Source organism: Dactylosporangium sp. NPDC051541 (genome assembly GCF_044454505.1).
GTDB lineage: Bacteria > Actinomycetota > Actinomycetes > Mycobacteriales > Micromonosporaceae > Dactylosporangium.
In genome coordinates, this window is the sequence record NZ_JBITDU010000002.1 from 1,156,825 (window position 1) to 1,181,724 (window position 24,900).

The 24,900-nt window shown below is 69.7% G+C and carries 18 protein-coding genes; 9 read left to right on the plus strand and 9 right to left on the minus strand.

What is annotated here, in order from left to right; genetic code table 11:
* Positions 1–2: 2 nt before the first annotated feature.
* Genes ACIA8L_RS12910 through ACIA8L_RS12920 form a run of 3 tightly spaced genes read right to left on the minus strand, consistent with a single transcriptional unit; the run spans position 3 to position 3,182 of the window.
* Positions 3–899 carry a carbohydrate ABC transporter permease gene (locus ACIA8L_RS12910; RefSeq protein ID WP_395903672.1) on the minus strand — a complete coding sequence of 299 codons (897 nt, stop codon included), beginning with the start codon at positions 897–899 and terminating at the stop codon, positions 3–5.
* Between the two features lie 7 nt (positions 900–906).
* A complete protein-coding gene (locus ACIA8L_RS12915; RefSeq protein ID WP_395903675.1) occupies positions 907–1,821 on the minus strand; it encodes a carbohydrate ABC transporter permease in 915 nt (304 codons plus the stop codon).
* Positions 1,818–3,182: an ABC transporter substrate-binding protein gene (locus ACIA8L_RS12920; protein ID WP_395903678.1), complete on the minus strand. Its 1,365-nt coding sequence runs from the start codon at positions 3,180–3,182 to the stop codon at positions 1,818–1,820. Before ACIA8L_RS12920 ends, ACIA8L_RS12915 begins: the two co-directional genes overlap by 4 nt.
* Positions 3,183–3,347: 165 nt before the next feature.
* Between ACIA8L_RS12920 and ACIA8L_RS12925 the strand changes: the two genes are divergently transcribed.
* Positions 3,348–4,121 (plus strand): FadR/GntR family transcriptional regulator, encoded by a 774-nt coding sequence (locus tag ACIA8L_RS12925; RefSeq protein WP_395903681.1) that lies wholly within the window; start codon positions 3,348–3,350, stop codon positions 4,119–4,121.
* A 33-nt stretch (positions 4,122–4,154) separates the two neighbouring features.
* Here ACIA8L_RS12925 and ACIA8L_RS12930 read toward each other — a convergent pair whose 3' ends face one another.
* The gene (locus tag ACIA8L_RS12930; RefSeq protein WP_395904212.1) at positions 4,155–5,522 is read right to left on the minus strand and encodes a PHB depolymerase family esterase; all 1,368 of its coding nucleotides are present in this window, start codon (positions 5,520–5,522) and stop codon (positions 4,155–4,157) included.
* A gap of 363 nt (positions 5,523–5,885) precedes the next feature.
* On the opposite strand from ACIA8L_RS12930, the gene ACIA8L_RS12935 reads away from it, so the two are divergent.
* On the plus strand, positions 5,886–7,712 hold the full coding sequence (locus ACIA8L_RS12935; RefSeq protein ID WP_395903684.1) for a family 43 glycosylhydrolase: 1,827 nt from the start codon (positions 5,886–5,888) through the stop codon (positions 7,710–7,712).
* A 60-nt stretch (positions 7,713–7,772) separates the two neighbouring features.
* Here the strand turns inward: ACIA8L_RS12935 and ACIA8L_RS12940 are convergent, their stop codons facing one another.
* Complete coding sequence (locus tag ACIA8L_RS12940) at positions 7,773–9,116, minus strand: PHB depolymerase family esterase (RefSeq protein ID WP_395903687.1); 1,344 nt, start codon at positions 9,114–9,116, stop codon at positions 7,773–7,775.
* A gap of 132 nt (positions 9,117–9,248) precedes the next feature.
* Between ACIA8L_RS12940 and ACIA8L_RS12945 the strand changes: the two genes are divergently transcribed.
* Positions 9,249–10,208: a PaaX family transcriptional regulator C-terminal domain-containing protein gene (locus ACIA8L_RS12945; RefSeq protein WP_395903689.1), complete on the plus strand. Its 960-nt coding sequence runs from the start codon at positions 9,249–9,251 to the stop codon at positions 10,206–10,208.
* On the opposite strand, the gene ACIA8L_RS12950 is transcribed toward ACIA8L_RS12945, so the two are convergent.
* Together ACIA8L_RS12950 and ACIA8L_RS12955 are read right to left on the minus strand one after the other, a co-directional pair.
* A complete protein-coding gene (locus ACIA8L_RS12950; RefSeq protein ID WP_395903691.1) occupies positions 10,203–11,468 on the minus strand; it encodes a cellulose binding domain-containing protein in 1,266 nt (421 codons plus the stop codon). The genes ACIA8L_RS12945 and ACIA8L_RS12950 overlap by 6 nt on opposite strands.
* A 104-nt stretch (positions 11,469–11,572) precedes the next feature.
* Positions 11,573–12,676, minus strand: coding sequence for a ricin-type beta-trefoil lectin domain protein (locus ACIA8L_RS12955; protein WP_395903693.1), 1,104 nt, complete (start codon positions 12,674–12,676; stop codon positions 11,573–11,575).
* Positions 12,677–13,009: 333 nt separating this feature from the next.
* On the opposite strand from ACIA8L_RS12955, the gene ACIA8L_RS12960 reads away from it, so the two are divergent.
* From ACIA8L_RS12960 to ACIA8L_RS12975, 4 genes are all read left to right on the plus strand, one after another.
* Complete coding sequence (locus ACIA8L_RS12960) at positions 13,010–14,482, plus strand: arabinofuranosidase catalytic domain-containing protein (RefSeq protein WP_395903695.1); 1,473 nt, start codon at positions 13,010–13,012, stop codon at positions 14,480–14,482.
* Between the two features lie 34 nt (positions 14,483–14,516).
* Positions 14,517–16,118, plus strand: a complete 1,602-nt coding sequence (locus ACIA8L_RS12965) for a glycoside hydrolase family 27 protein (RefSeq protein ID WP_395903697.1) — start codon at positions 14,517–14,519, stop codon at positions 16,116–16,118.
* Positions 16,115–17,596 (plus strand): arabinofuranosidase catalytic domain-containing protein, encoded by a 1,482-nt coding sequence (locus ACIA8L_RS12970; RefSeq protein WP_395903699.1) that lies wholly within the window; start codon positions 16,115–16,117, stop codon positions 17,594–17,596. The genes ACIA8L_RS12965 and ACIA8L_RS12970 overlap by 4 nt, the downstream gene beginning before the upstream one ends.
* Before the next feature lie 409 nt (positions 17,597–18,005).
* Positions 18,006–19,391 (plus strand): endo-1,4-beta-xylanase, encoded by a 1,386-nt coding sequence (locus ACIA8L_RS12975; protein WP_395904214.1) that lies wholly within the window; start codon positions 18,006–18,008, stop codon positions 19,389–19,391.
* A gap of 65 nt (positions 19,392–19,456) precedes the next feature.
* Here ACIA8L_RS12975 and ACIA8L_RS12980 read toward each other — a convergent pair whose 3' ends face one another.
* Entirely contained in the window at positions 19,457–21,229 is a 1,773-nt protein-coding gene (locus ACIA8L_RS12980; RefSeq protein WP_395903701.1) for an RICIN domain-containing protein, read from the minus strand.
* Between the two features lie 306 nt (positions 21,230–21,535).
* Between ACIA8L_RS12980 and ACIA8L_RS12985 the strand changes: the two genes are divergently transcribed.
* A complete protein-coding gene (locus tag ACIA8L_RS12985) occupies positions 21,536–23,077 on the plus strand; it encodes a glycoside hydrolase family 76 protein (RefSeq protein WP_395903703.1) in 1,542 nt (513 codons plus the stop codon).
* Positions 23,078–23,141: 64 nt separating this feature from the next.
* On the opposite strand, the gene ACIA8L_RS12990 is transcribed toward ACIA8L_RS12985, so the two are convergent.
* Positions 23,142–23,720 (minus strand): dihydrofolate reductase family protein, encoded by a 579-nt coding sequence (locus ACIA8L_RS12990; protein ID WP_395903706.1) that lies wholly within the window; start codon positions 23,718–23,720, stop codon positions 23,142–23,144.
* Between the two features lie 133 nt (positions 23,721–23,853).
* On the opposite strand from ACIA8L_RS12990, the gene ACIA8L_RS12995 reads away from it, so the two are divergent.
* Positions 23,854–24,870, plus strand: coding sequence for a sigma-70 family RNA polymerase sigma factor (locus ACIA8L_RS12995; protein WP_395903707.1), 1,017 nt, complete (start codon positions 23,854–23,856; stop codon positions 24,868–24,870).
* Positions 24,871–24,900 lie beyond the last annotated feature (30 nt).

Genomic DNA, 24,900 nt, shown 5'->3' on the forward strand with positions numbered 1-24,900 from the left:
GCTCACTCCTTGGTGCCGCCCGCCGTCATGCCCGCGACCAGGAAGCGCTGCGCGAACAGGAAGACGATCAGCACCGGCAGCACCGACACGACCGTCGCCAGGGCCAGCGTCGGCAGCTGCACGGACTGGGTCCCGGCGGAGCTCGGGTTGAACGCCGGGGTCGAGGCGAGCAGTGCGGTCAGGCCGACCTGCACCGGGTAGCCGTCGCTGGAGGGCAGCATGACGAAGGGGAGGAAGAAGTTGTTCCAGTTCTGCACGAAGCTGAAGAAGCCGACCAGCGCCACGATCGGCGTCGCCAGCGGCAGGGCGATCCGGGTGAACACCTCCAGCTCGCCGCATCCGTCGATGCGGGCCGCGGCGAGCAGGTCGCGCGGCAGGCTGGTGGAGAAGTAGATGTAGGTCAGGTAGACGCCGAACGGGAAGAACGACATCGGCAGGATGACCGACAGGGGGCTGCCGATCAGGCCGGCCACGTTGAGCTCCAGGAAGATCGGCAGCACCAGGGCGGTGCTCGGCATCAGCATCACGATCAGGGTCAATACGAGCAGGAACCGGCGGAACCGGAACTCGGTCATGGCGAGGGCGTAGCCGGCCGGGATGCTGACCACGAGCGTGATGGCCAGGGCGCCGAGCGAGTAGAGCGCCGAGTTGCCGATCCAGGCGGCCACCGCACCGTCCTGGAAGTCGAGCAGCTCCCGCCAGTTCGCGGCCAGGTCACCGAAGGTGCCGGGCCAGAACGGGGGGCCGACGAGCAACTCCCGGGCCGACTTCGTGGTCGCCAGCAGCAGCCAGACGATCGGCAGCGCGAAGAACAGCACGAACACCGCGACCACGACCGAGATGATCGTCCGGCCGGCCCAGCCGGCGGCCGCGCCCGCGCCGGGCCGGGGATGCGACATGACCATGTCAGTCCCTCTCGAACAGCCCGCCGCGCGTCACGAAGACGGCCGACAGCGCGAGGGCGATGATCAGCAGCAGCAGCGAGACGGCGGCCGCGGCGTTGAAGTCGTTCTGCTGGAACGCGTAGAGGTACGCCAGCTGGTTGAGCGAGTAGTCGTTGGGCACGATCGCGTTGCTCGCCTGGGACAGCAGCTGCGGCTCGACGAACAGCTGCGTGCCGGCGGCGAGCGACATGATGCCCATGTACGAGATCCACTTGCGCAGCAGCGGCAGCTGGATGCGCCAGGCGATCTGGACCGCGCCGGCACCGTCGATACGGGCCGCCTCGATCATGTCCGGGCTGATGTTGTTCAGGGCCCCGTACATGATCACGATCCAGCCGCCGGCGCCGGTCCAGAAGGCGATGATGGCGAAGATCGGTGGCAGGTTCCCGGGCGCGATCACCTCGTTGAAGCGGGTGAACCCGGCCAGCCGCAGCAGCCCGGCCACCGGGCTCGCCGTCGGGTCGAGCACGAACAGCCACAGCAGCACACTGGACGCGCCCGCGATCGCGCCCGGCAGGTAGAAGACCAGCCGCAGCGTCCGGCTCAGCCACCGCACCCGCACCGCGTGCACCACGATGGCCAGGAACGTGACCAGCACGATGAGCGCCAGCAGCCAGGTGACCAGGAAGGTGGCGACGTGGCCCACCGCGGGCAGGAACCGGAAGTCATCGAAGACCTTCGTGAAGTTGGCCACGCCGGCGAAGCCACCCGCGCCGTCGGTGAAGGCGAGGTACACGGCGTACAGGGCCGGGAACACGCCGAACACGGCGGTCAGGATCGTGTAGGGGACCACGAACCCGTAGCTCACCCCGCCGCGCGCGCTCGTCGATCGAGGCCGCGCGCCCACCGGGCGCGCGGCCTCCCGCACGATCGTCATGAAACCGTGTATCCGTCGACCTGAGCCTGGTTCTTGATGGCCGTCTGCCACTCCGGCAGCAGCCCGACGAGGCTCTTGCCGCCGGCGATCGCCGGGGTGACGGTCTTGGCCCAGATCGCCTCCTGGCTGAAGATCCCGGAGCCCCAGCCGTTCCAGATCTTGGTGCCGGCCTGGATCAGCGGCTGCAGGTCGGTGGCGTAATAGGCGCTCGACTCCTGCTTTTTGATCCACTTGTCGGCGGCCGGCGCGTAGGCGGGGTAGCCGGGCGCGACGTTGACCTGGTATTCGTCGGCGGTGGTGACGAACTCGGCGAACTTCGCGGACGCCTTGAGGTTCTTCGAGTGGCTGCTGATGAACCAGGTGCCGCCGCCGACGTTGCCGGTCGCGGCCTCCTCGCCACGCCAGGGCAGCGGCGCGGCGACACCGAGCTCGCCCTTGGGGACGTTGAGCGACTGCGGGTTGTTGAAGATGGCGCCCGAATACCACGCCGGCCCCGGCATCATCAGCACCTTGCCGGTGTAGGTCTTGACGAACTCCGGGGTGAAGACGCTCACGTTCGGGGTGGTGCCGTTCTTGATGAGCACGTCGAGCATCGCCGCGGCCCGCTTGCACTCGTTGCTGCCGGTGTTCACGGTCACCGCCTTGGGCCCGGTGATGCCGTTGGCCTGGCACTTGCTGCTCCAGAAGTAGATCTCGGGAGCGAAGGAGTCGCCGACGGTGCCGACGATGTATCCGGGGTGCTCGCGGCCGGCCCGCTCACCGAGGGCCTGATACTCCTCCCACGTCGTCGGCAGGGTGTAGCCGAACTGCCGCAGCAGCGTCTTGTCGTACCAGAGCACCACCTGCGCGAGGTCGTTGCGCAGGCAGTAGACCTTGCCGCTGACGGTGCAGGGGTTCAGCGCGCCGGCGGTGAAGTTCGTGAGGGTGTCCTTGCCGACGAGCCCCTGGTCGAGCACGGCGGCGAACGCCTGCTTGCCGTTGCTCGCCTGGCTGGCCCAGGCGGCGTCGTTGTTCTGACTCGAGAAGACCACGTCGGGCCAGCCGCTGCCGGCGCGGTCGAAGAGCTGCATCTTGGTCCGGAACGAGTTCGATCCGTTCGCCGACCCGTCGTATGTGACGGACTCGACCTTGATGTCGGGGTTGGCCTTCTTGAACGCGTCCACCGCGGCCGCCCGGTCGGCGTCGACCCACACCGTGATCCCGGCCTTGTCGTCCTGGGCGACCTGCGGAAAGCCGTATGAGCCGGCGGAGGTGTCGTCCGACTTGCCGCAGCCGGTGAGGACGAGGGCGATCGCGAACGCCGCACCCCCGATCGCAGCCCCCCGGAGGCGGCCGGGGTGGCCCTGTCTGATTCGGAACATATGCACGTCCTTGTCCAGTGAGGTCGTGTTGCGCATGAGTTCACTGCGACGAAATCTAAGGGCATACGTATGATGTTTGCAAGCGTCACTTCGGGCGCCTGCGGGGCCGCCCGTAGACTGTCCGCGGACTGCGCGCCACGCCAGCACGCGCCCGACGGAGGATCGATGACGACATCCCAGGCCGACCCGGACGGCCGGACCGTCGCCCCACCGGCATGGGTGCGGCGCCCGGCCAATCTCGGCCAGGCGGTCACCGCGGAACTGGTCAAGCGCATCGTGCGGGGTGTACACCCGCCCGGCACGCCGCTGCCGCCGGAGCCGGCCCTGTGCGAGACGTTCGCGGTCAGCCGCACGGTGATCCGCGAGGCGGTGAAGGTGCTGCAGGAGAAGGGGCTCGTTCAGGTCCGCCAGGGCAGCGGCACCGTCGTGACGCCGCCGTCGCGGTGGAACATGCTCGACGAGCTCGTCCTCGGCGCGTCCGTCGCCGAGGACGAGAGCCTCGCCATCCTCGACGACCTCGTCGTCACCCGCCGCCTGCTCGAGTCGGACATGGCCAACGTCGCGGCCCGCCTGGCCGACGATCCCACCGTCGAGCGGCTGCGGGCGAGCGTCGAGCGGATGGACGAGCTCGTGGACGACCACGTGGCCTACGAGGAGCAGGACCGCGTCTTCCACGACGCGATCATGGAGGCATCCGGCAACCGCATCGCCCGCGCCGTGGTGAAGGCGCTGGTCAGCCAGGTCCTGCACACCGCCCGATACGTCGGTCGCACCGATCGTTCGCTGTGCATCGCGTCCAACCTGGGGCACCGGCGGATCTACGAGCGCATCGCCGCCCGCGATCCGGAGGGTGCCGCCGCGGCGATGTTCACGCACATCACCGACGCCTGGCTGGTCCGCCGGGGCGGCCCGAGCGACGCGGCCCGGCTGCAGCGATAGCGCCGGGCCGTCCCGCCGTGGCTTTCCTCCGCGTCAGCTCAGGCTGAAGCGCTGGTTGGCCTGGCCGTTGCAGCTGTAGATCTGGACCTGCTGGCCGTTGCCGGCGCCCCAGACGTCGAGGCAGCGTCCGGACTGTACGCCGGTGATGGTGCCGTTGCTGTTGATGTTCCATTGCTGGTTGGTCTGGCCGTTGCAGCTGTAGATCTGCACGGCGGCGGCGTTGGCGGAGCCGGCGGCGTCGAGGCACATGGTGCCGTACACCTGCAGCTGTTTGCTGGAGGTGTAGGTCCATTGCTGCTGGGTCTGGCCGTTGCAGTCGTAGAGCTGGACCCGGGTGCCGTTGGTGTGGGAGGCGTTGGGCACGTCGATGCAGCGGCCGGACTGGGCGCCGACGATCCGCTTCGCCCCGCCCGGCGGCGGAGACGATGATGTGGACGGCGAGGGCGAGGTCGGTGTGGGCGAGGTCGTACCGCCGCTGCCGTCCAGGCCGAGGAAGGCGATGGCGTAGGCGAGCTGGCCGGACATGGGTAGCTGGTGGCCGACGCCGGCGATGCTGATGCCCTCGACGGTGGCCTGGGTGCCGGTGTTGCCGTAGCGGGTGCGGGTCCAGCTGGACTGCGGGTGGTCGGTGAACGCCGGGGTCTGGCTCAGGTTGTGCAGGTTGGTCCACTGTTTGAGCTCCTCGCCGAAGTTCGGGTAGGCGAGGGTGGTGTCGGTGGTGCCGTGCCACAGCTGCATCCGCGGGTACGCGCCGGTGTACCCGGCATACATGGCGCGGGCGGTGTCGCCCCACTGCTGCGCGGTCTTGCTGATGTTGCCGCCGGAGCACTGGCTGTTCCACAGCGACCCGTCGGTGGTGGCGAAGCAGCCGGCCGGGACGCCGGAGAACGCCGACGCGGCGCTGAACACGTCGGGATACTCGGCGGCCAGGACGTTGGTCATCATCGCGCCGGAGGAGAACCCGGAGACCACGATCCGCGAGGCGTCGATGCTGGGGTACTGCGACCGCGCGTACGCCACCATGGACATGATCCCGGTCGAGTCGCTGCCCCCGTTGCGCCGCAGGGCGTTGGGGGTGGACACGTCGAAGCAGCTGCCGCTGCGGGTCGCCTCCGGCACCACGATGATGTACCCGTACCGGTCGGCCGCGGTGACGTAGTCGTGCCCGTTGCCGTTGAAGATCCCGCTGGCGGAGCCGCTGCAGTAGTGCACCAGCACCAGCAGCGCCGGCTTCGGCGCCACCGTGGCCGGCACGTAGATGTACATGTTGAGGTTCGTCGGGTTGTTCCCGAACCCGGTCACCCGGGTCAGCCCGGCCGCCGCGGCCGGTCGCGTCGAGATCAGCACAGCGGCCATCACGAGCGGCAGCGCGGCCGCGATCAGCAGTGCCCGCAGCAGCATGCGATGCATACGGCCCTCCTTCGGGAAGCGTTCGGGGGACTCCGATGACCCGGGGGCCGGCGTCCGGTCCGGCACCCGGGCTCGGCGGCCGGCGCGGGGGGTGTGTCAACAGCGCATCGACCGATGTGAGCGCTCAGCAGCGCGAGACCGACGGTGCCAGAGCATCGCCGATCATTCAAGTGCGGATACTCGCGAAAAAATGGTTATGCGGATGCGGCCGAAATGGTCGCCAGAATCCCGGCCAACGATTCACTTGAATGCCCGGAACGATTCTGGCAAGGTTCCCTGACATCCCGCACCTATCGCTCACCGCGCCCGCCGCGCACATTGTGAGCGGTAACAAGCTCACTTTTGGAGCGTTCCGTGAAAGTTTCCCTCCGGCGCGCGTTCGCTGCCGCCGCCGGCCTGCTGTGCGTCGTCGGGCTCATGCCGGCCGCCGTCGCCCGGGCCGACAACCCGATCGTGCAGACGATCTACACCGCCGACCCCGCCCCGCTGGTCTACAACGGCCGGGTCTACCTGTACACCGGCCACGACGAGGACAACTCGACCTACTTCACCATGCGCGAGTGGCGGGTCTGGTCCTCCGCCGACATGGTGAACTGGACCGACCACGGCTCGCCGATGAACCTGTCCACGTTCAGCTGGGCCAGCTCCGACGCCTGGGCCGGGCAGACCGTGTACCGCAACGGCAAGTTCTACTGGTACGTGCCGGTGCGCATGGCCAACGGCAGCAACGCGATCGGCGTCGGCGTGTCGGACAGCCCGACCGGACCGTTCCGCGACGCGATCGGCCGGCCGCTGGTGCAGGGCTCCGAGATCGACCCGACCGTCTTCATCGACGACGACGGGCAGGCGTGGCTGTACTACGGCAACCCGAACCTGTGGTACGTCAAGCTCAATGCCGACATGATCTCGCTCAACGGCAGCCCGGCGAAGATCCCGCTCACCACCGCCGGCTTCGGCACCCGCACCGGCAACACGAGCCGCCCGACGCTGTTCGAGGAAGGCCCCTGGGTCTACAAGCGCAACGGGCTGTACTACAACGTCTTCGCCGCGAAGTGCTGCTCGGAATACATCGCCTACTCGACCGCCACGTCGCCCACCGGGCCGTGGACCTTCCGCGGCACCGTCATGCCGACGCAGGGGTCGAGCTTCACCAACCACCCCGGCGTCATCGACTTCAACGGCGGCTCGTACTTCTTCTACCACAACGGCGCCCTGCCCGGCGGTGGCGGCTACACGCGCTCGGTGGCGGTGGAGAAGTTCAGCTACAACGCCGACGGCACCATCCCGACGATCACCATGTCGACGACGGGCGCGCCGCAGGTGGGCACCCTGAACCCGTACGTGCGCCAGGAGGCCGAGACCATCGCCTGGGAGAGCGGCGTGGAGACGGAGCCGGCCAGCGAGGGCGGCATGAACGTCGGCTTCATCGAGAACGGCGACAACATCAAGGTCAAGGGCGTCGCCTTCGGCAACGGCGCGACGTCGTTCAGCGCCCGGGTCGCCTCGGCCACCAGCGGCGGCCGCATCGAGCTGCACCTGGACGGTGTCAACGGCACCCTGGTCGGCACGTGCACGGTGGCCGGGACCGGCGGCTGGCAGAACTGGGCCACGGTGACGTGCCCGGTGACCGGCGCGACCGGCACCCACGACCTGTACTTCAAGTACACCGGCGGGTCCGGCAACCTCTTCAACGTCAACTGGTGGCAGTTCACCGGCACCGGCGGGAGCGACCCCGGCGGGAGCGGCAACCTGCTCACCAACGGCGACATCGAGAGCGGCACCAGCGGCTGGTCGGTGTTCGGCGCCGGCTCGCTCGCCTCGAGCTCGGTGGCGCACGGCGGCAGCCAGTCGCTGCTGCTGAGCGGGCGCACGGCCGCCTGGAACGGCCCGGCCCAGACCGTGACGTCGAAGCTGACCAACGGCAAGAGCTACACGACCAGCGCCTGGGTCCGCTCGCAGAGCGGCACGCCGAGCGCGAAGGTGACCCTCGCGGTGACCGCGAACGGCACGACGAACTACGTCGCGCTCACCCCGGCCGCCACGGTCAACACCGGCGGCTGGACCCAGCTGACCGGCACCGCCACCGTGTCGTGGAGCGGCACGCTGACCGGCGCCACCATGTATGTCGAGACGGCCGCCGGCACCGACGGGCTCTACGTCGACGACGCCTCGATGCAGTAACGCACACCGGCTCCGGCCGCGGCGGATGGTCGCCGCGGCCGGAGTCTCGTTCGGTGCCGTTCAGGCGATGGTGCAGGCGGCGCCGTTGAGGGCGAACGCCGCCGGGCGGGCGGTGTTGCCGGTGTGGGTGGCCTGGAACCCGATCGTCGTGGAGGCGCCCGGCGCCAGTGTGCCGTTGTAGCTGACGTTGCGGGCGGTGACGGCCCCGCTCGCCGGGCTGTACTGGGCGTTCCAGCCCGAGGTGATGGCCTGGCCGCCGGGCAGGGTGAAGGTCAGGGCCCAGCCGTTGACCGCCGCGCTACCGGTGTTCGTGATGGTGATGCTCGCGGTCAGCCCGGTGTTCCACGCGCTGATCGTGTCCGTGACCCGGCAGGCGCCGCCACCCGGCGGTGGGCTCGAGACCGGCGGTGGGCTGGACACCGGCGGACTGGACACCGGCGGGCTCGAGACCGGCGGGGACGAGGGACCGGTGCCGGTCAGGCCGAAGAACGCGACGGCATACGCGGCCATGCCGGCCGAGGGCAGGCTGTGCCCGGCGCCCTGGATGCTGTACGCCTCAACCTGGACCGTGCCGGAGGAGTCCGCGTAGCGGCGGCGGGTCCAGCCGGACTGCGGCGTGTCCGTGGACGTCGGGGTCTGGCTCAGGCCGGCGACGTTCGTCCACTGCTCGATCTCCTCCTGCAGCAGCGAATACGGCACGAGCGTGTCGCTGGTGCCGTGCCACAGCTGCATCCGTGGCCGGGTCCCGCTGTAGCCGGGGTAGGCCTGCCGGACGGCGTCGCCCCACTGCTGCGGGGTGCGGTCCATGCTCCCGCCGGTGCACCGGCTGGTGCCGGGCGGATAGTCGGCGGCGTTGGCGAAGCAGTTGAACGGCACGCCCATGAACGCCGCGCCGGCCTTGAACACGTCCGGATACAGGGCCAGCATCTCGTTCGTCATCATGCCGCCGGACGAGCTGCCGGTCGCGTAGACCCGGTTGGGGTCGCCGCCGTACTGCTGCTCCGCGTACGTCACCATCGACACGATCGACACCGGGTCGCTGCCGCCGCCGCGCCGCTTGGCCGCGTCGGACCAGGTGTCGAAGCAGTTGCCGAAGCCGGCCTGCTGCGTCGCGCTCGGGTAGATCACGATGTAGCCGTACCGGTCGGCCAGGCTCGCGAACTCGCTGCCCGAGTAGAAGCCCGGTCCCGAGCCGCCGCAGCCGTGCATGGCGACCACGATCGCCGGGTGGGCCGGTCGCGCGTCCGGGACGTACACATGCATCCGCATGCCGCCCGGGTTAGCGCCGAAGTTGGTGACCTCGGTCAGGGTCGCGGCATACGCGGGCCGCAACGCCACGAGGGTCAGCCCGGCGAAGGCCAGCAGTGCCACCGGGCCGAACAGGAGTTTCCGTCTCAATCGCATGCGCCTGCTCCATCTGTCGAATCGGAGGGGAAAACGGCGCGGCTCCCAAGCCATCGTGCGGCACTCAGTGTGTACCTGGGACACATAAGTGTCAATCGACGCGGAGATCACCCGGGGCGATACAGTCGGGCGGTGGCCGACCCGTTCGACATCGAGGAGATCTTCCCCGACGATGACGCCGCCACCGTGCGGCTGCCGCGGCGGCAGTCCGGCCCCGCGCCCCAGGGTCTGGCCGTGACCCTGATGGCGGACTACACGCTGCGCACCCGGGCCTGGCTGCCGTCCGCCGCGATCGTGGCCCTGCTGGTCGAGTCCGGGGTGAGCGAGGCCGGCGCCCGCACCGCGATCAGCCGGCTGGCCCGCCGCGGCGTGCTGCAGGGCCGCCGGGAGGGCCGGCACAGCCTGTACCGGCTGGCCGCGGCGGCCGCCGGGCAGCTCTCGGCCGGCGGGCAGTGGATCGTGTCGTCCGCGGCCGGGGCCGAGCCGTGGGACGAGTGGTGGACGCTGATCGCCTTCTCACTGCCGCAGCGGGAGCGCACCCGCCGCCGGGAGCTGCGCGGCCGCCTGCGCTGGCTGGGCTTCGCCCCGCTCTACGACGGCCTGTGGATCTCGCCGCACGCGCTCACCGACCTGGCCGCGAGCCAGCTCGACGCGGCCGCCCCCGGCTCGCTGACGGTGTTCCGGGCCCGGCACGTCGAGTTCGGCACGGTCGCGCGGCGCGACCCGCTGCGGGCGTGGGACGTCACCGCGATCGCCGCCCACTACGACGAGTTCCTCCGGCACTGGCGCCCGCTGCTGCCCCGGATCGCCGCCGGCCGGGTCGCCGGCGCGGAGGCGGTACGTGCCCGCACCGAGGTGATGGACACGTACCGCCGCTTCGCCGTCCTCGACCCCCGCCTGCCGGTCCGGCTGCTACCGCCGGACTGGCCCCGGCTGGCGGCCCGGGACCTCTTCGCCGCCGTCTACGACGGGCTGGCCCGGGCCGCCGAGGAGCACGTGCGCGCGGTCTCGACGCGGCATGCCGACGGTTCGGCCCCCGCCGTCAGCGCGCACACCGTCGCCGAGATCCTCGCCGGTGTCGGCGGGTCATAGGGTGAGGTTGCGCTGCTGCACCGTCCACTGGGTGCGGCACAGCCCGCAGCCGGCGCCGACGAAGTTGGCGCCGGCCGTCGTGTCACCGCGCAGCCGCCACTGCAGGTAGAGCACGGCCACCCGGCCGAACTCGCCCCCGTTCGTCTGCGTGTAAGTTCCGCCGTGCCCGACGTTGAGGTTGCCCATGAACGCGGGCAGTCCGGAGGGCAGCTTGCCCCAGTCGTCCATGGCGTTGCCGTAGGCGATGTCGCCGGAGCCGCCGATGAAGTACGCAATCGGCTTGGTCAGCCGCCGCAGCTGGTAGTCGTTGTTGTCGTCGAGCAGCCCGCTGCTGAAGATCATGGTGGTCGTGACCCGCGGGTCGCTGGAGACCTCGTAGGCCTCCAGCCCGCCGCAGGACCAGCCGGCCACCGCGATCCTGGAGGTGTCCAGCTTGCCGTAGTACTTGCCGCCCGACCGGGCGTTCTCCGAGACCGCCCAGTCCATCGACTGGGTCATCATCGCCGCGGTCGTCGAGCCGGACCCGTTCGGGCTGCCGCTGGCCAGCACCAGGAAGCCGTGTGAGGCGATCTCACGCAGGAACGGCAGTGAGGCCGTGCCGTTGGCCGAGCATCCGCCCTCACCCCACACGAAGATCGGCATCTTCTGCACCGGCAGGCTCTCCGGCCGGTAGATGGTGTGGTTGGGCAGCGATCCGGACGTCTCGTAACCGGCCGGGCACGGCCCCGAGCCCCCTCCGGTGCCCGTGTTCGTGCAGCCCAAGCCGGTGCTCGGGCTGGTGCTGGTGCTGGGCGTGATGCTGGGGCTCGGGCTCCCGGTCGGTGACGAGGTGCCGCCGACCTCGCCGGTGCACGCGGTGCCGTTGAGGACGAACGTGGTTGGCACCGGGTTCGAGCCGTTCCAGCTGCCGTTGAACCCGAACGCGACGCTGCCGCCGCTGGGGATCGAGCCGTTGTAGGGCGCGTTGGCCACGCTGACCTGCGCGCCGGACTGGGTCGCGGTGCCGTTCCACAGCTGGGTGACCGTCTGCCCGGCGCCGAACGCCCAGGCCAGGGTCCAGCCGTTGACGGCGTCACCGAGGTTGGTGACGGTGACGTTGGCGCCGAAGCCGCCCTGCCACTGGCTGGACACGGCGTAGCTGACCCGGCAGCCGGCGGCGGCCTCAGCGGTGGTGGTCACCAGGACGAGCCCGGCGGTGGCCAGGGCGGCGCTGAGGGCGCCGGCGACGAGCGTTCGGCGGCGGTACCGGGATGAGGCCATGCGGATCCTCCGTTGGCGGTCGAATGGATGAGGACAGCGCGGCTCCCGGCCCATGCTCGGCAGTCAGTGTGCACCTGGAGCATGAAAGTGTCAATCGATGGACGTCAGCGGCTCCAGCGCTGGTTGGCGGCGGCCGTGCAGGTCCACAGCACCACCGGCGTGTTGTTGGCGGTGCCGGCACCGGAGACGTCGACGCACAGGCCCGACGCGGCGTTGCTGATGGTGCCGTTGGCGTTGAGGCTCCACTGCTGGTTCGCCTGGCCGTTGCAGTCCCAGATCTGCAGGCGCGCGCCGGCCGTGGCGCCGGTCGGCGAGTCGAGGCACTTGCCGAGCGACTGCAGGGTCCCGTTGGTGGCGGTCCAGCGCTGATTGGCGTTGCCGCTGCAGTCCCAGATGATCGGCTGGGTGCCGTTGGCGGTGTTGCTGCCCGGCACGTCGAGGCAGCGCCCGGACGCGGCACCGATCAGCGCCGAGCCCGTGCCGGTGCCGCCGCCGGTCGCCTCCAGGCTGCCCGGGACCGATCGCAGGGCGCTGTACCAGGCGGCCGCCATCTTGTCGTAGCCACCGGCGGTCGGATGCACACCGTCGATGAGCTCGGCCGTCGTCACCACGCTGTGCATGTCCACCAGGTGCACGTGCTTGCCGGCGTTGGCCTTGCTCTGCACGATGCCGGGGATCGCCGCGTTGAACGTCCGCGCCGCCGACTCCTGCCCGGAGTTCGCGATGGGGATGATCGTGGCGACGAAGATCTCCGCGTTCGGTGCCGCCGCGGTGATGTGGTCGATCAGCGTCGACAGCCGCCCGGGCGCACCGGAGACGTTGGAGTTCTGCAGGATGTCGTTGGTGCCGATGTGCAGCAGCACCGTCCGCGGCGTCGTGTTGCGCAGCCAGCCGGTGATGTTGGCGTCGATCTGGTCGATCCGCCACCCGGGATGCCCCTCGTGGTCGTGGTCGCCCAGGCTCGACGGGCCGTTGTACTGGGAGCCGACGAAGTCGACCCGGTAGCCGCCGGCCGCCAGCCGCTGCCACAGCCCGATCCGGTAGCCGCCCGGCACCTGCGTGCCCTCGGTGATCGAGTCGCCGAGCGGCATGACCCGCACACCCCCGTTGGACTCCGCCGCGGCGGCCGGCGCATGCATCACGGCACCGGCGACGGCGGCCGCGAATGTGAGCGCTGCCATCCGCAGCCAGCGACCCGGTTCACGCATTTCGAACCCCTCCCGGAGAACCAGACATTGCCGTTCAACGATTGCTGAAACGGCGTCAGAATGCGCGCGGGCCGGTTGCAGGTCAAGGTCGAATTTGTGTTATGCGGCCACCGCGAAGAAGGTCGTGGCCGGTACTTCCCAGACATCGACGGGCCCCTCTTGAACGCGTGGCGACATTGTGGCAGCGTCACCGGGTGGCAGACCTTCCCGCCGGATCCGTCAATCCGCGCCCGCCGAAGCTCCGCCTTCCCGACCATGCCGACACCCCGTCAACGCCGCCCCGGCTGTGAGCGCTCACATCCACCGCGGGGCGGACCAAGGAGTCGATGACCCATGCAATCCACCCTCGGCCGCCGTCTCGCGGCCGCCCTGAGCGGGGCGGTGACGATCGCCGCCGCCACAGCGATCGCGCTGCTCGGCCCCGCCCCGAGTGCCGCGGCGGCGTCGCCGCAGGTCTGTGACATCTACGCCACCGGTGGCACGCCGTGCATCGGCGCCCACAGCACGACGCGGGCCCTCTTCGCCGCCTACAACGGTCCCCTGTACCAGGTCCAGCGAGGCTCCGATCGCGCCTATGCCGACATCGGGCTGCTCGCGGCCGGCGGCGTGGCCAACGCGGCCGCACAGGACTCGTTCTGCGGCAGCGCGGCGTGCACCATCACCAAGATCTATGACCAGAGCAGCAACCACAACGACCTGCCCATCTCCTGGGGCGGATTCTGGAAGGGCCCGGGCGCGAACGGCGCCGACATCGGCGCGGACGCCAAAGCACTGCCGCTGACCGTCGGCGGCCAGCGCGCCTACGGCATCAAGGTCAACCAGGGCGTCGGCTACCGCATCGACCACGCGAAGAACGCACCGACCGGGTCACAGCCCGAAGGCATCTACATGGTGACGTCGTCGAACTACGTCAACCAGTGGTGCTGCTTCGACTACGGCAGCGGCGAGAACTCTCACACCGACACCGGCAACGCCACCATGAACGCCATCGAATGGGGCACCGCCTGCTGGTTCGGCAACTGTGTCGGCACCGGCCCCTGGGTCGAGGCCGACCTCGAGAACGGCATGTACCACACCAACACCGGCTCCAACAAAGACCCGAACAACTCCGGCGTGCACTTCCCGTTCGTGTCGGCCTGGGAGAAGAACAACGGCACCAGCAACTTCACCCTCAAGTACGGCAACGCCACCACCGGCGGGCTGACCACCACGTTCTCCGGGCCGCTGCCCAACGGCTACTCGCCGATGAAGACCGACAGCTCGCTGCTGCTCGGCACCGGCGGCGACAACAGCAACACCGGCGTCGGCGAGTTCTTCGAGGGCGCCATCACCGCCGGCTACCCCTCCGACGCCACCGAGAACGCGGTGCAGGCCAGCATCACCGCCGCCGGATACTCCTTCGGCACCGGCAGCCAGAGCGGCACCCAGGTCGTCGGCGGGCAGTCCGGCCGGTGCCTCGACGTGCCGAACTCCTCGACCGCCAACGGCACGCAGGTCCAGCTGTGGGACTGCGGCGGTCAGGCCAACCAGCGCTTCACCGCCACCGCGTCGAAGCAGCTCCAGGTGTACGGCAACAAGTGCCTCGACGCCAACAACCGGGGCACCACCAACGGCACCGCCGTCATCATCTGGGACTGCAACGGCCAGACCAACCAGCAGTGGAACCTCAACACCAACGGCACCATCACCGGCGTGCAGTCCGGACTCTGCCTCGACGCCAACGGCGCCGCCACCGCCAACGGCACCAAACTCATCCTCTGGGCCTGCAACGGCGGCACCAACCAACAGTGGAGCCTGCGCGCCTGAGGCGCGGACCGGCCCGATCGAAGGAGACAACAGCATGTACGTCCACAAGAGACCCTGGCTCGCCCGGGCGATGACGCTGCTGGTCGCGGCGGGCGCGGCCTTCTGGTGCATCGGTGTGCGCTCGGCCGAGCCGGCCCACGCGCTGGCCAACAACCTGGCCCTCACCCCGCCGATGGGGTGGAACGACTGGAACGCCTACGGCTGCAACGTCTCGGAGGCGCTGGTCAAGCAGACCGCCGACAAGATCGTGTCGTCGGGGCTGGCGGCCGCCGGCTACCAGTACGTCAACATCGACGACTGCTGGATGCAGCACAGCCGCGACGCGGCCGGCAACCTCCAGCCGGACTTCGCGAAGTTCCCCGACGGCATCTCCGGTACTGCTGCCTACGTGCACAGCAAGGGCCTCAAGCTCGGCATCTACGAGGACGCGGGCACGGCGACCTGCGCCGGATACCCGGGCAGCCTCGGGCACGAGCAGCAGGACGCGCGCAGCTTCGCGGCCTGGGGCGTGGACTACCTCAAGTACGACAACTGCAACAACAACGGCAGTTCGACGACGCAGCAGTACATCACCCGCTACTCCGCGATGCGCGACGCCCTCGCGGCCACCGGGCGCCCGATCGTCTACAGCATCTGCGAGTGGGGCGTGAACGCGCCGTGGACGTGGGCGGCGCCGGTCGGCAACCTGTGGCGCACCACCGGTGACATCCAGGCCAACTTCGGCAGCGTGCTCAACATCTTCCACCAGAACGTCGGGCTGGCCGCCTACGCCGGGCCCGGCGCGTGGAACGACCCGGACATGCTCGAGGTCGGCAACGGGATGTCGGCCACCGAGGACCGGGCCCACTTCAGTCTCTGGGCCGAGATGGCGGCGCCGCTGCTGGCCGGCAACAACCTGGTCAACGCGAGCTCGACCACGCTGTCGATCCTGGGCAACAAGGCGGTGATCGCCGTCGACCAGGACCCGGCCGGCAAGCAGGGCCGGATGGTGAGCTCTGGTGGCGGCCTCGACGTGCTGGCCAAGCCGCTCGCGAACGGCGACGTGTCGGTGGTGCTGTTCAACGAGAACACCTCGACGGCGACGATCAGCACCACGGCCGCCGCGATCGGCAAGTCCGGCGCGTCGTCCTACTCGCTGACCGACCTGTGGAGTGGGGCGGGCAGCACCACGAGCGGCACGATCAGCGCGAGCGTGCCCGGGCACGGCGTGGTGATGTATCGGGTCGCCGGCGGTACCACCGGGAATCCTGGCGGCGGTTCGACGACGACGATCCGCAACACCGGCGCGAACCGCTGCCTCGACGATCCGAACAGCAGCACCACCAACGGCGTGCAGCTGATCATCTGGGACTGCAACGGCGGCACCAACCAGCAGTGGACCTCCACCGCGAGCAAGCAGCTGCAGGTCCTCGGCAAGTGCCTGGACGCGTACAACAACCAGACCTCCCCCGGCACCAAGGTGGAGCTCTGGGACTGCAACGGCGGCGCGAACCAGCAGTGGAACCTCAACAGCAACGGCACCGTCACCGGCGTGCAGTCCGGCCTGTGCCTCGAGGCCAACGGCACCGCGAACAACGCGTTGGTCCGGCTGAACACCTGCAACGGCACCGGCACCCAGAACTGGACCCGCGCATGAACCGCCGCGGCGTCACCGCCCTGACCGCCTTCGCGCTCACTGTCGCCGGAGTGACCCTGGCCGCCGGCATCGCGTCGGCGGCGACGGCCGCACCCCTCGTCGGCCAGCAGTCCGGCCGCTGCGCCGACGTGCCGGGCTCGTCGACGGCGAACGGCACACAGGTCCAGCTCTACGACTGCAGCGGCCAGCCGAACCAGTCCTTCACCTACACGAGCAACAAGCAGCTCCAGGTGTACGGCAACAAGTGTCTCGACGCCAACAACCGGGGCACCACCAACGGCACCGCCGTCATCATCTGGGACTGCAACGGCCAGACCAACCAGCAGTGGAACCTCAACACCAACGGCACCATCACCGGCGTGCAGTCCGGACTCTGCCTCGACGCCAACGGCGCCGCCACCGCCAACGGCACCAAACTCATCCTCTGGGCCTGCAACGGCGGCACCAACCAGCAATGGAGCCAGCCGACGGCGCCGACCAGCCCGACCGGGCCGACGACGCCGCCACCGGTGGGCGCGCAACCGTGTGACATCTACGCGGCCGGTGGGACGCCGTGCGTCGCCGCGCACAGCACCACCCGGGCCCTGCTGCAGTCCTACTCCGGACGCCTGTACCAGGTGCGCCGGTCCTCGGACAACGCGACCCGGGACATCGCGACCCGCACCGCCGGCGGCACCGCCGACGCCGCCGCCCAGGACTCGTTCTGCTCCGGCACCACCTGCGTGGTGACGGTGGTCTACGACCAGTCCGGGCGGGGCAACGACCTGTGGTATCAGGGCTCGTCGGTGGTGCCGGGCTCCACGTCGAGCAGCCCGGCCCGGGCCACGTCGGAGTCGCTGACGGTCGGCGGCGCCAAGGCGTACTCGCTGTACATCAACCCGGGCAACAGTTACTGGCGCGACGGCCACCTCACCGGCGTGCCGACCGGCTCGGCCCCCGAGGGCATGTACATGGTCACGTCGGGGACGCACGTCAACAGCGGCTGCTGCTTCGACTACGGCAACAGCGAGACGACCCGCAAGGCCGACGCCGCCGGGGCCATGGACGCCATCAACTTCGGCACCCAGTGCTGGTTCGGCGGCTGCTCCGGGACCGGCCCGTGGGTCCAGGCCGACCTGGAGTGGGGCCTCTACCCGGGCGGGAGCCAGTCGTGGAACCCGTCCCAGCGGGCGTTCACCAGCAAGTTCGTGACCGCCACGCTGAAGAACAACGGCACGTCCCGCTTCGCCATGAAGGGCAGCAACGCCCAGTCCGGCAGCCTCTACACGGTGTGGGACGGCGGGCTCCCGAGCGGGTACAGCCCGATGAAGAAGCAGGGCGCCATCATCCTGGGCAGTGGCGGCGACTGCTGCAAGCCGGGCGGTGGAGCCAACCTCAGCGCCGGCACGTTCTACGAGGGGGCCATGGTCGCCGGCTACCCGTCGGATGCCACCGAGAACGCCGTGCAGGCGAACATCGTGGCCGCCGGCTACCGCTGACGCCGAAATTTTCAGCAACGAAACGGTCGAAACTTTCGATGGCAGCGATCGGCCTCCCGGTGGTCCGGTAAGGCGGGAGAGCTGCGGAGGGTGACCTGGAACGACGTCCGTCGCGGCGTTGTTCCAGGTCTTTCCGTCGACCGGAAGTTGCGAATATATTCCGGAAAGTCTTGCTCGCCGATCCGGGCCCGTGTCAGCATGGCACCGCATTGATGCCCACCGTTCTCCGGCCGGGTCGTGCCTTCCGCCGACACCCCTGCACCCGCGCGGCCGCTCCCGCCTGCTCCGCGGGCGGTGGACGGCGGCCCCGGCCGGAGAGCTCCAGAAGGAGGCCCCAGTGGCAGCAAGACCCCGGATCCGTGCGTTGCTCGGTGGCGCCCTCGCCGCCGGCGTCGCGGTGATCGGCGCCATGGCGATGATTCCCGACGCGAACGCCGCCGCGAACACGCTCGGTGCGGCGGCCGCGCAGTCCGGCCGATACTTCGGCACGGCGATCGCGGCCAGCCGGCTCGGCGACTCGACCTACACCACCATCGCCGGGCGTGAATTCAACATGATCACGGCCGAGAACGAGATGAAGCCCGACACGACCGAGCCGCAGCGGGGGCAGTTCAACTTCAACTCGGGCGACCAGATCTACAACTGGGCCACCCAGCGCGGGATGAAGGTCCGCGGCCACACCCTGGCCTGGCACTCGCAGCAGCCGAGCTGGTGGGGCGGGATTAGCGGCAGTACCCTGCGGCAGGCGATGATCGACCACATCAACGGCGTCATGGCCCACTACAAGGGCAAGCTGGCCTACTGGGACGTCGTCAACGAGGCGTTCAACGAGGACGGCAGCCGCCGCAACTCCAACCTGCAGCAGACCGGCAACGACTGGATCGAGGTCGCCTTCCGGACCGCCCGCAACGCCGATCCGTCGGTCAAGCTCTGCTACAACGACTACAACATCGAGAACTGGTCGTACGCCAAGACGCAGGGCGTGTACCGGATGATCCAGGACTTCAAATCGCGTGGCGTCCCGATCGACTGCGTCGGGCTGCAGACCCACTTCACCGGCGGCAGCTCGCTGCCGTCCAACTTCCAGACCACGCTGTCGAGCTTCGCCGCCCTCGGCGTGGACGTGGCCTTGACCGAGGTCGACGTCACCAACTCGTCGACGTCGCAGTACGCCGGACTCACCCAGGCCTGCATGAACGTGTCCCGTTGCGTCGGGATCACGGTGTGGGGCGTGCGGGACAGCGACTCGTGGCGCTCCGGTGAGAGTCCGCTGCTGTTCGATGGCAGTGGCAACAAGAAGGCCGCCTACACCTCGGTCCTCAACGCCCTCAACGCCGCCGGCCCGACAACCTCACCGACCGGTGGCGGCACCCAGTCCCCGTCGCCCACGCCGTCGACCACGCCGACCACGGGCGGTGGCGGTGGCGGCCGCATCCTCGGCGCCCAGTCCGGCCGCTGCATCGACGTGCCCAACGCCTCCCAGAACAACGGCACCCGGGTCCAGCTCTACGACTGCAACGGCCAGACCCAGCAGCAATGGACCTACACCTCCAGCAAGCAACTGATGGTGTACGGCAGCCGCTGCCTCGACGCCGCCGGCTCCGGCAACGGCGCCGCCGTGCAGATCTACAGCTGCAACGGCCAGACCAACCAGCAATGGAACATCAACAGCAACGGCACCATCACCGGCGTACAGTCCGGACGCTGCCTCGACGTCTGGGGCACCGGCAACGGCCAGCAGGTCCAGATCTACAGCTGCAACGGCCAGGCCAACCAGCGCTTCAGCCTGAGCTGATCGACTGCGATCGACGGCGGTGTGGCGGCGGATCTCCGCGGCCACACCGCCTTCGTCCGCGCGGATCAGACCCGGGTCAGGGTCCAGAGGTGGTCGGCGGTACCGGTGTCGCCCCACTGGAGCACCTGCGCGCCCGAGCTCGTGCTCATGTTGGTGACGCCGAGGACGAGGCCGCTGTTGACGCTGCGGATCCTGTAGTGGCCGGCGCCGTCGGCGCTCAGCGTCCAGAGGTGGTCGGACGTGCCCGTGTCACCCCAGACGAGGGCCGTGGCGCCCTGGCTGGTGGACGCGTTCTGGATGCCGAGGACGAGACTGCTCAACTGATTGACGATTTTGTACTGTCCATTGCCGACGGACACGAGCGTCCACACCTGCGAGGTGCCGGAGCCGGCGGTCGCCTGCACGACGGCGGTGCCCCAGGCCGTGCCGGCGTTGAGCGTGTCGAGCCGCAGACCACTGTTGACGTTGGCGATGCGGTAGGTGCCGGCCAGGTCGCTCGGCGGTGGAGTCGTCGAGCCGCCGCCCGAGCCGGGGGTGATCGTGATGCGGTAGGCGTTGTTGGTGGCCATGGTGATCGGGACGGAGATCGTGCCGTTGGCAGGGGTGTACGTCGAGGTGGAGACGGTGCTCGGCCCTGAGGAGGCGACGGTGCGGCCGAGGGACACGGTCTGCTCGACCTTCACGCTGACCGTGTTGCCGAGGCTCAGCGCGTTGAGCCCGTTGACCGTCACGGCACACGATCCGTTGCAGTTGCCGGCGATGATGCTCACCTGGTTGCGGCCCGCGGGCACGGACGCGAAGCCGTCGATGCCGGTCTGCGCCGGCGGGGTGGTGACGACCATGTTGCCACTCATCGCGCCGTACCAGGTGTAGAGCCAGTAGGCGGCGTTCGGGCTGCCGCCGCGGGCGGTCAGCAGGTCGCCGAGGGTGCCGGACTGGTTCCAGAACGCCAGCTCGGCGTCGCGGATGCCGAGCCGCTCGAACTTGGCGACGTAGCCGACCAGCGGACCCGGCAGGCCGACCTCGCCCGGCGCCGCGTACTCCTCGATGGCGATCGGGCGCCGACTGATGCCGAGCTGGTCCTCGATGGCCTGGACGGCGGCCACGTCGCCGGCGATCTTCGAGGACCGGGTGAGCTCATGCCACGCGAGGACGTCGGGCACCGTGTTGGTGTTGACCGCGTTCTGCAGGAAGTTGCGCATGTCGCTGATGTTGTCGGAGAAGCTGGGGCCCTGGATGGGCTTGTTCGGGTCGATCGAGCGGACCTGCCGGAACGTGGTGGTCCAGAAGTTCTCGTAGGTGCCGTTGGCCGAGTTCCAGGTGTTGTCGGACTCGTTCCACAGCTCGTAGGCGGCGATGCTGCCGTAGTACGACGACGACTTCATCTGGTTGATCTGCGTGTTGATGAACGGCGTCCAGGTGCTCCAGCTGAACTGGTAGGGCCAGCCGGGGTAGTAGTCGGACAGGCGGTTGACGAGCTTGGCGCCGACGCTGACGGCCGTCGGCGCGACGACCGCGATGTCACCGGTGGGCTGCTGGCGGCCGCCCGCGGGCATCTGCACGAACGTGTTCGGCCGGATCGCCTGGGCCAGGGCCACCGTGGGCTGCGAGGCGTTCGCCAGCCCGTAGAGGCTGCCGGTCGCCACGTGCGTCACGGGGCGCAGCGTCTGGCCCGCGTCGACGATCAGGGTGTTGGCGGCGGTGGCGGCCGACGCCGGGCTGAGCGCGAACCCGGCGCCCACGACGGTTGCGACGGCCGCCGCGACCGCCGCGACCGACGCCATGAGCGCCAGACCGCGGCGGCGGCGCGGTCGGCGGGTTCGAGTGGATTGCGACATGCTTGCTGTCCTTTCCGGTTGCCGAGAGGTTGCCGATAATTCGGCCCGCGGAGAGCCGCGGAGCAACAGATCGGAAATCGATTGCCTTGACGCTAAGAGCGGCTGGAACAGCGTGTCAAGGCGCGTGACAGTAACACCGGAAGGAAACTCGGAAACCCGAAAGGCACAGTGCCGGAAACTGGCTCAGCGACTTGCGCACGGGTGCGGAAATAACGGAAACGCCAGCCATTGACAGATCGCCTTGCATCAAGCATCTTCGATGCAAACGGATGGCGGTCCGGACCGTGCCTTCCCCGGGAGGGAACCGTGTCCATTCGCCTGCTGGCCATCCCTGTGCTCGTCCTCGCCGCGGCGGTGGTGTTCGCGCCGGCGACGCCCGCCGCGGCCGCCGACGCCGCCGGGCCCGGGTCCTGCGAGCACACCAACCCGAGGCATGACGCGGTCACTCCCGGCTGCGAGACGACGCCGCCCGGGCCGGCGCACCCCGGACTGGCCGCGGCGAACATCTGCAACAAGTACTGCGACGGGCGCGACGCCGCGCTCGCGCCCGCCGACCGGATCACGGTCAGCGCCGGCCTGTACGGGCGGCGGTTCACCATGCACCTCAACGACACCGACGCCATGGCGTGGGCGGTCCTCGACACCGGGCAGGCCGGCGACGAAGTCTGGATGGACCGGTCCTTCGACGGCGGCAAGACGTGGGTCGACAGCCGCATCGGCGACACGACCGTGCCGGCCGGGGCCCGGACCACGCGGACCCGGCAGTTCAACGTCGACTCCTGGAGTGCCAACGGTGTCGGGGCCCTCCGCGCGTGCGGCAAGGCCGGCGACCGGCCCGAGGTCGTGTGCTCGGCGTGGACGCGCAGCACGTGGAACGCCTGGGACCGGCGGACGGCGGCGACCACCGCGCTGATGATGCAGTACAACCTGGGCAGTGGTCTTTTCGGCAATGACGGCTGGTGGACCTCCGCCAACGCGCTCACCGCCGTGATCGACAACGCCCGGCGGTCCGGGATGAGCAGCTACCGCTACGCGATCGCCAACACGTACGACAAGCAGGTCAACGCACGGCTGGGGCAGTTTCGCAACGAGTACCTCGACGACACCGGCTGGTGGGCGCTCGCGTGGGTCGACGCCTACGACCTCACCGGGGACAGCCGGTATCTGAACACCGCCCGGGCCGGCGCCGACCACATGTTCAGCTACTGGGACACGGTCTGCGGCGGCGGGGTGTGGTGGAAGACCGACCGGCTGCACAAGAACGCCATCGAGAACAGCCTGTACATCCAGCTCAACGCGGCGCTGTCGAAGCGGATCGCGGGCGACACCGTCTATCGCGGGCGGGCCCAGGCGGCGTGGGCGTGGTTCCAGGGCACGGGCATGCTCAACGGGCAGAGCCTGGTCAACGACGGCGTCAACCTGAGCACCTGCCGCAACAACGGTGCCGTCACGTGGACCTACAACCAGGGCGTGCTCATCAACGCCCTGGTGCAGCTCAACAAGCTCACCGGCGACGCGGCCGCCCTGGCCACCGCCCGGCGGATCGGTGACGCGCTCACCGCCAGCACCTACCTGTCACCGAACGGCGTCCTGCACGAGCCCAACGAACCCAGCGCCTGCGCCGACGACGGCGCCTCGTTCAAGGGCGCCGCCGTCCGCGGCCTCGGCGTGCTCAACACCTCGGCCGGCGGTGCGTACAACACGTACCTGCAACGCAACGCCGACAGCGCCTACACCAACGACCGCGACACCATCGACGCGTACGGCAACCACTGGGCCGGCCCCCGCACCGCGACCAACCACAGCTGCCAGCACAGCGCGGTGGACCTGCTCAACGCCGCACCGTAGCCAGTGCCCGACGCCTTCCCGACGATCAGATGGCTCGTCCTGAGATGCCGGGTGTGCCGGGTGCTCAGGCGGCGCGGACCGGTCGGTAGGTGAGGAAGGCCAGGCCGTCGCCGATGGTGCGGGACTCCACGAGCCGCAGCGGCTTCGCATCGCCGGTCTCGCCGAACAGGCGCCCGCCGCCGCCGAGCACGACCGGGAAGAGGACCAGCCGCAGCTCGTCGACCAGGTCGTGCTCCAGCAGCGTGTGCCCGAGCCGGTAGCTGGCGTAGACGAGGATGTCGCCGTCGTGCTGCTGCTTCAGCTTCGACACCGCGCCCACCACATCGCCGTGCAGCACCGTCGAGTTGGTCCAGACCGGGCGCTCCAGCGTCGAGGAGACGACGTACTTCGGCATGCTGTTCAGCCGGTCCGCCCACACCCCGCTGCGGGATGTCCATCGCGGGCCGAACCATTCGTCGGTGCGCCGGCCCATGAGCAGCGCCTCCGAGCGCAGCGCCTCGGCCGTCCCGGCCTCGGCCCACGCCTCGACGTCCCGGCCGCCGAACCGGTTGAACCAGCCGCCCTGGTTGAATCCCTCCTCGCCGGTCGGGTCCTGGGTGACGCCGTCGAGCGTGGCATTCGTGCTGATCACAATCCGGCCCATGCGGGGGTACTCCCTTTCGTCGTCGGTTCCACTGAGGTAGACACCGCCGGGCCGGGAAAGGGGCGCGCGCCGGCCGACCCGTTTGCCCGCCGGCCGGTGTCCATATCCGAAACGCGACCCGAAGGTGGGGACAGTGCCAGCCGACTTGATCTCGAAGGCGCGGGCCGGGGACGGCGATGCGTTCCGTGCGCTCACCCAGCCATACCTGCGGGAGCTGCAGGTGCACTGCTACCGGATGCTCGGGTCCTTCCAGGATGCCGAGGACGTCCTGCAGGACACGCTGCTGGCCGCCTGGCGGGGGCTCGACGGGTTTCAGCAACGCGCCTCACTGCGCACCTGGCTCTACCGGATCGCCACCAACCGGTGCCTCAACGCGCGCCGGGCGGCCGGCCGGCGCCCGGCGAAGGAGTGGGACATGCCGAATGTGGAGCCGCCCGAGCCGACCCGGATGGGCGAGGTCGTCTGGCTCCAGCCGTTTCCCGACGCCGTCCTGGAGCAGGGCGTGGACGCGCCGGTCGGCCCGGAAGCACGGTACGAGCGGACCGAGGCCCTGTCCCTGGCCTTCGTGACCGCCCTGCAGGTGCTGCCACCGCGCCAGCTCGCCGTGCTGGTCCTGCGCGACGTCCTCGGATTCCCGGCCGGCGAGGTCGCCGACATGCTCGGCTCGAGCGTCGAGTCGGTCAAGAGCGCACTCAAACGGGCGCGCGCCGGCCTGCGGCACCGGCAGACCGCCGGCGACCGGGAACCGGCGCCGGCCGCCGGCTCGGCGGCCGAGCACGCGCTGGTGGCGAAGTTCGTCCGCGCGTACGAGTCCGCCGACGTCGACGCGCTGCTGGCGCTGCTGACCGACGACGTGTTCATGTCGATGCCGCCGCTGCCCTTCGAGTACGAGGGCCGCGACATCGTGGCCCGGTTCTACGCCGGCATCTTCGGTTCGGGCCGCCGATCCGACCTGGTGGCGACCCGGGCCAACGGTCAGCCCGCGTTCGCGGTGTACCTGCGCACCCCCACCGGCATCAGCCACGGCACCGGCCTCTTCGTGCTGACCCTCAGCGGCGAGCGGATCCGCGCCATGACCCGCTTCGACAACAGCGTCCTGCCGTGGTTCGGGCTACCGCGGTCGTTGCCGAGCCGCGGGGCCGGGGATTAGGGACGTGGAGTCCCGAGCGCCATCGAGCCC